The following is a 7,841-nucleotide window of genomic DNA, read 5'->3' as shown; positions in this document are numbered from 1 at the left end:
GAAACCATCGAGAACGTCACCAACGCGGGACCCCGACTCCACGACCACACACACCAGGACACGAACACCCCCGCCCTCGACCCCGACACCACCCCCGTCCCCGCCCAGTCCACCCCCACCTGGCCCACCTCGAACGCCCCGACCGCTCAACCCCAGGCACCGGCCCGACTCCCGTCGAGCTACGTGAACTCGTACGGCGCGCTCCCGGACGGCGCGGTCGGGCTGGTGTACGCGGAGCCGTTCTCCGACGAGGTGACGGACGGGCTGCACGGCCAGGTCTACGAGGCGCTCGGTCTGGATCCCGACGACCCGCCCGAGCCGGTGCGCGACCAGGTGCGGGACGCGCTGAGCCGCGAGAACCTCGGGCTCCACCTGCCGTATCTGCGTTCCAACGGCGGTCACCGCATCACCGTCCGGGTCGACGGCCGGGATCACACCGTCGACGTACAGCTGACCCTTTCCGAGGCGCGGGCCTCGTTGCGGCAGGGGCGTTTCGACCAGCGTGACCCGGACAAGCACGTCGAGCGGCGCGGGTTCGGTACCCGGGAGAACTTCTCCAGCCAGCCGTCCGGCACCTACCGCACGTTCCAGGTGCCATGGACCGGTTCCTGGCCGATCGCGGCGCCGACCGCGGTGCGGGCGGTGGACGGATCGCTGACCGTGGCCATCACCCACAACCAGGCGAGCGACGCCACCACCGTCACCCACGCCGTCCAGACCACCTCCGCCCAGCGCTCCAACGAGCCCTCGGATCCGGTGGAGTTCACGACCCGATGGCGGGTGCGCGTCGACGCCCCCGCCGTCACCCCGCCGGCTCCGGCGGCCACGGCGCCCGTGCCGGACGGGTGGGGCGCGCCGGAGTCGCACGGTCCCACCACCATCTGGTTCCCGCGGCACCTCACGACCGCCGACCCGGCGCCGAACTCGCTGCCCGCACCGGCGCGGCCGGCCGATCTCCCGCTCTACGGCGTCGACTCCGTGATCGACCCCAGGGCGCTGTACGAACACGTCCACCAGACGTTCCACGCCGACCTCGACACCGTCGCCGCCGGGCAGGTCTCGGACTTCCTCTCCGAGCAGGTGCTGCGGGGCACGCTGCCCATGCAGATCGACGGAGGTATCTACTCGCCCGTCCTCACCGACGCCTCCGGCAACGCGGTCGGCATGCTGCACCTGGTCACCGTGCCCACGGTCGGCACCCCGCGGCGGCAGAGCACCCCGGGCAAGATCAACCTCGAAAGCCACCTGGTCAACACCGCGAAGGTCGACCTCTCCTCGAAGTACACGAGCGGGATCGGGGTCAGCGGCAGTGGTGCCGCCGCTCTCACCGGCGACCACGCGCAGGGACACCCGGACGCCTCCGGCACCGTCGGCGGCAGTCTCGGCCTGCGCGGGCAGACCCAGGCGACCGTCACCAACACGTACAGCGCGAGCAGTTCCGCCGGCACGATGCATGCCATCCGCACCAACCAGAGCCATCTGCTCACCCCCTCCGGCGTCACCTACCGAGTCACGCTGATCCGGCCGGACGGCACCGAGACGCCGGCACCGGCGCTGACCCTGGCACACGGCATGGACCTGCGGGTCCTGAGCCGGACGGACGCCGTCGGTCATCAGCCCTCCGCAGCCGAACTGCGGGAACTCCCGGACGCGTTGGAACGGCTGGACGCCATCGGGCTGAGCACGGCCCCGCTCGACGTCACCGGTACGGACGCCCTGTTCACGGAGGCCGAGGCGTGGCTGCGCCGCGAGGGCTTCCTGCCGCCCGCCGCCCCGGGGCTCACCGGGATCCTCCCGCGCCTCCAGCGGGCGGCGCGAAACGTGGAGCCCGAGCACCAGATCCGGCTGCATGCCCAGCTCAACAACCTGCGCCGGCTGCGCGAGGCCCGCTCCCGCACCGGGCTGCGCGCCGCCACCGACGCCATGGTCGACGGCGGACACGCCCTGCACTTCGAGGTGCCGAACAGCACCGACACCGGCGTCCGCCGGGTCCGGCTGCTCCTCACCGCCGTCCGCGACACCGCGACTCCCAGCAGCCACCTGCGGGTCCTGCCGGGCATCCAGGTCATGGGCCTGGCCCAGATGGCGGGCAGCGACTCCGAGCAGCGCGGTGAGTCGTACGGCGGTGCGCTCGGACCGATGGGCAGTGTCAGCGGGCCGCTGGGCGCCTGGGGGTCCATCGGGTTCGGGGCCGACTACCAGTACGGCCACCAGGTCACCCACGGCGACACCGTGGGCGGCGCCACCGGGCACGACCAGTTCTTCATCGCCACCGGCCAGGACAGCCACGAGTTCGACGTGCCGGTGCGGCTGGCCCTCGACCTGTACGCGGGGGAGGACGACCGGCCCACCGAGCGGTTCGGACAGAACGTCAACCAGGCGCTCGCTCCCGCCCCGGTCCCGGTCGTCGCGCGGGCGGTCGCCGGTGTGCCGCCCGTTGCCGTGCCGCCGCCCGTCGTCGTGCCGCCGACGGTCACCGGTTCGCTGCGGCTGGCGGTGCCGGCCGGCCGTACCCACGCGCCGACGGTGCCCGCCGCGCCGCCCGCCGCACGTGCCGACGGGGCACCGCGCCTGCCCGACGCGACCGACCGGGCCCGGCTCGACGCGACCGACGCCCACGGCGTCCCGCGCCCGGAGCTGGTGCGGGTACCCGACGACGCCCTGATCGACACGGTGCGCGGCGCCGCGGCCATCGAGTCGGCGTTCCAGCGGGCGGCCGCGCAGATCCGCCGCGACGCGCAGCCGACACCGCCCGCCACCGGCACCGGCCCGATCCTGCCGGTCACCGCCCCCGGCGCGCCGCCCGTCCCACCGGCCCCCGGCGCGGCCCCCGCCCGCGACGGAGTCTCGCCGCTCGCCGGGCACGGGCTGACGGACAGCAGGACGCGTGCCGCCGAGACCCGGCACGCGGCGATCACCCCGGGCAGCCTCGTCGCGAACGGCCACCAGATCTTCAAGAACTCCTATGTCGTGGAGGGCCTGAGCCTGCCGGGGACGATCGCGGACGGCCAGTACTCCCTGGAGATCCAGGCCGTCGCGCACCGCCCCCGGCTGCTGGACACCACCGCGCAGTACCTGGAGACGGGCGTCTCCGCCACTGACAGTGCCCAGCAGCTCAAGTCCCTAGGAAAGTCACATCAGTTCGGCGGCAGCGGGGTGCTCACCCAGAACCCGCCCACGCGGCCCCCGGGCCCGGAGAACGCGGCCGGGCAGGGCGACACCGGTCCCGAGTCCGACGGTTCGGTCTCCACCAGCCAGAGCAGCGGCAAGCCGTACAAGGGCCTGTTCAACCCGTCGGCACGGCTCGGCCAGGTGTCCCGCACCGACACCGCCGGCACGCTCGCCGCCGGCACGGGCGTCAACCGCACCCCCACCGAGAGCGGCACCCTGCACCGGGTGGTCGCCGACGTCACCTATCTGGTCACGGTCCGCGCCGGCTCCCGCACCCTGCTGGGCGGGGTCGGCGAGAGCGGCACGATCGACCCCGTCACCTTCGCGGTCGACGTCCCGGACGGCCTGCAGTTCCTTCTGACACAGGGGCAACTCACGCGCGACGCACGGTGGATGGGCGCGGTGACGGGACTCGTCCCGACACCCGTCCCGGCCACGGCACCGCTGCCGGCCTCGTACATCCGCACCCGGGAACTGGGCCTCGGCGGTGTTCTCTCCGTCATCGAGTACGACGCCCCCGTCGCCGCTCCCGTGCCCGCCACCGGTGCGATCGCGCTGCGGCCGGTCAATCCGAGGGAGCGGCGTGGCCAGGTCCGACGCGAACTGATGGATCTGGTGGAGAGAGAGGCCCCCGGAGTGTTCACCCCGGGGCACTCCGGCTACCAGCCCGGTGTGCACAGCCGGATCGCGCAGCTCACCTCCACCGCCGGACTGCGCTCGCTGCCCGGACGCGGCCCGAACCTCACTCCGGGCCAGGCCGCCACCACCCGCTTCCACTTCCGCCACCACGGCTTCGGCGGCGAGCGGCTGGTCGAGGTCTCCCTCAAGGCGGTGCCCCGGCAGACCCAGAACCTGAGCAGTGTCCGGGGTACCTCGACCCCCGGCTCGGGCCTTGAGCAGTGGCAGTCGCACACCGCCGCCGGCCGCACCACCACCCGGGCCTCGGTACGGCAGCGGCAGCTCCCGGTCACACTGACCACCCGCTATCTCCGCCCGAACCAGGGCCCCGACCCCACGAAGACGGACCGCGCGGCGCCCGTGTTCACCCCGCAGTCGGCCACCAGCAGGTCCGTCCGGCGGGCGACCACCGCCGACAACCGGTTCTGGCTGCGCACCGACAACGGTGCCGATTTCGACGGTCTCCGGTACGACTACGTCCTGTCCGTCCGCTCCGCGCTGGTCGCGGACTGGCCGCCCAACGTCGTCGGCGGCCTCGTCCAGGACGGCGTCATCGCCTGGGCCGAAGCCAACGGCGACGTACGCCGGTGGATGAACGCCATGCTGGCCACGGACAATGCCCGCACCCGTACCGTCGAGGTGCGGCTGGCCCTGAGGTTCACCGGCACCGAGACCAACGCCCCCGTGACGGCGGCCACGGTGACGGCCCCGTCCGTCGTCTCCGGCGCCGACCCGCGCAACACCGTGCTGCCCGGTCCGCCGCCCGTCCCGTACCTCGCCGACGCGCAGATGTTCCACCCGGTGGGGCCGACCCCGGCGTTCGCCTTCGACGGGTGGGCACATCTGGAGACGGCGCTGAACGAGGTGGCCCCGCGCGGCGGTCGCGGCTGGCACGCGCAGATCACCTCCGTCTCGGTGGAGGGGCAGGCGGTCCGGCTCGGCCAGCTCATCCAGGCCGGGCGGGTCACCCTCGACCGCCCCCGGCTGGCCGCCGACCTCACCCGCAGGATGCCCGGCACCGCACCCTTCGAGGGAGCACCGGGCCAGTCCCCGTCGATCGCGGTGACGCTCTACAACCCGCGCCGCTCCACCCACGCCGACGACGTCACCCTCGACCAGCTCCACAACACCACCGACACGGTGAGCACCGCCGCCGGCGCCGACCACTCCCTCGCGACCGGGTTCACGGAACTCCTCAGCGGCGACGACGGGAACCACCAGATCGGCGGGCTCAGTGTGCCGCTCGCCCAGCGGCAGACCCAGCCCTCCAGCTTCGGCGGCACCACCACCGGCAGCCGCCGCGACTGGCTCAAGTCGGGCAGCACCTCCGCGCCCGCGGGCGGCGCCCGCGGCACTCGCAGTTACGTCATCGACACCGATGCCCACCTGCTCGTGGAAGGACCGGAGGGCACCCGCCACGTCACCGGCACCGTCACCCTCCGCGTCGAGGAACGCGACCTCCTCGGCCACGGGCTCATCACCCCGGCCGAGTCCCCGACGGACGTGCACGACCTGCCCGCGCTGGTTCCCGACTGGGCCACCGCCGCCCCGCACACCCTGCCCGAGCGCCTCAACTCTGCGATCCCCGCGGGCAGTCACGGGGTCCAGTTCTGGGTGGCCCTCGGCGCCGACCCGCAGGGCACCCACCTCGGCCAGGCCCTCTACGCCGCCTCCCGCGCGGCCGTACTCGGCAACCGGCCGCTGGAACTGATGACCCGCGACCCACAGGGCGTCCGCCGCTGGGAGTTCACCCCCGAGGGCGCCCTCGTCACCGCCGACCCCGGCCTCACCACCGCGTGGACCGCCTTCCACGCCCAGGCCGAACTCCTGCACTCCGCCACGGACACGCTCACCGACACCCCGCAGCGGCTGAACCGGCTCACCTTCTCCCTCCAGCACGCCAACAGGGCGCACACGGACGCCACGGGCGCCCACCAGCGGGCGAGGCACGCGCTCACGGTCGCGGGCGCCGCCCACACCCGGGCGATCGCCACGTCCGCCGCCTCCGCCAAGGCCGCACGCGCCGCCGAGGCGAAGGTCGCGCGGATGAAGCGGGACCTCGCGAACGCCCGACGGACCGTCACCACCCTGCCCGCGGAGATCGCACGGCACGAGCGGGACGAGGCTCAGGGCCAACACGACCTCCGCACGGCACTGGCCCGGCTGGCCCAGGCCGAGGACAACGTGCGCGCCGAGCGCGCCGCCGCTCAGCAGGCCGCGCGGGGCGGGCAGTCGACCGCCGCTCCGGCACCCGCAGCGGTCCCGTCGGCCCCCGGCACCCGGCGCTCCAACCGCCCTGCCGCCGATGTCGCGGACGATCCCCGGGTGCAGGCCACGGTCCCCGCGATCACCGCCGCCGAGGACGCGGTCCAGCAGGCCAACGATCAACTGGTCGCCGACCGGGCGACGTTGAAGGACGCGCAGCGCATCGTCAGGCTCGGACCGGACCGCGTCAGGGAGGCGGAAGAGAACCACGAGGAGGCCGTGGAGCAGGCGAAGCGGGACGCGCGGGCCGTGACCCGCCGGGCCGAGAACCTCCGGGTGGCCACGTTCCGCGAAACCCGCGCCGGCCGCCGCGCGACCCGGGCCCTGGCCGAGGTCACCCGCCGCAACGGGCAGCTTGCCACCACCGTCACCGCGCAACTGCAGGCTGCCGCAGACCAGTCGTCGGCCACCACCGCGCTGCCGGGACTGTCCACCGCCGTCCGGGACAGCGCCCCGACCCCCGAACAGGCACTGCGGACCACCTTCGCCACCACCCCGCCCCGCTGGCCCGACCCCGACGGCCGAGCCACCCCGCTCCCGGCCGGCGCCCAGACCCACACCCCGGCCCCCGCCACCACGGCCACCACCACGGGGACGAACCCGTCCACGTCCACGCCGACCCCGAAGCAGCCACCGAAGAAGCAGCCGCCCAAGAAGACCGGGCCCGCCATGCCCGCTACGAGCAGCGGCAAGAACGACAAGGGCAAGAATCCGGCCGCCGCCAAGAGCACGGCCGCGGACAAGGGCAAGGCCCCGCTCGCCCCGCCGCCCGGCACGACCACGACCGCCACGGCCCCGCCCCCCGCCGTCCCGCCGTCCCCGTACGTCACCCCCACCGGAACCGCCGTCCCGACCCCCGGCGACGGCTTCTGCCTCCTGTACGCCGTCATCGGCAGCGCCCCGGAACTGGTCCGCACCCGACTGGGGCAGGGCGGCCCGGCCCTCGACGCGGGCACCGACGGCTGGCTCCGGCAGCCCCACCTCGTACGCCAGACCCTCACCGCGCTGGCGCAGAACCCGGCCACCGCGGACCAGGGAACCGGTCATCTGCGGGCCGCGCGACGGGGGTTGCAGAACCTGGTGCTGACCCGGCTGGCGGCGGCACGCGACGGCAGCCGGCCGCTCCCGCCCCAGGTGCTCGGCCAGCTCCGCGGCGTCCTCGTCCGCCGGTTCGGGACGGTGGTGCAGGGCATGCCCAGTGCCGTGGTCAACAGCCAACTGGCCCTGTACGGCATCCAGGGCGTGACCCGTGCCGAGGACCTGGACCCCGTCGACCTCCAGACCCGCTACCTCCAGGCCGTCTCGGCGCCGGGTGCGCCGCCCGCGCCGGCCGGCAGCCCGCCGAGCAACCGGCGGATGTTCGCCTATCTGCGTGCGGTGAACGCGCTGCCGACGCCCGCCACCATGACCCTGGACGAGCGCCGGGCGCTGCTGATCGCCGGCTACCACCAGAGCACGGCCGCACTCACCGCGCCCGAGGCGACCGAGCTCGAACGCGTGGTGCGCAATTGGTCGGACGAGTGGGCGAACCGGATCGGCGACACCTTCCTGCCGCTGCTCGCCGACACTCTCGGCGTCCCGATCCACGTCTTCCAGCCGGTGGCCCCCGCGCTCGCCGGCACCACCGCGACCGGCGGACCCCGGGGCATCGTCCTGCCCTACGGCCCGACCACCAACACCCCCGCGCTGGAGGTCCACTACACGGGCCGAAACCACTACAGCGCGAG

1 pseudogene is annotated in these 7,841 nt (G+C 74.3%); it reads left to right on the top strand.

The window, feature by feature from the left end:
- A pseudogene (locus tag LQ326_RS46415) lies at positions 1–7,841 on the top strand (hypothetical protein); the annotation flags it as partial.

This window comes from Streptomyces shenzhenensis (assembly GCF_021462265.1).
Classification (GTDB): Bacteria; Actinomycetota; Actinomycetes; order Streptomycetales; family Streptomycetaceae; genus Streptomyces; species Streptomyces shenzhenensis.
The sequence above is the reverse complement of the archived record's forward strand: the minus strand, read 5'-3'. Positions and strand labels throughout refer to the sequence as shown.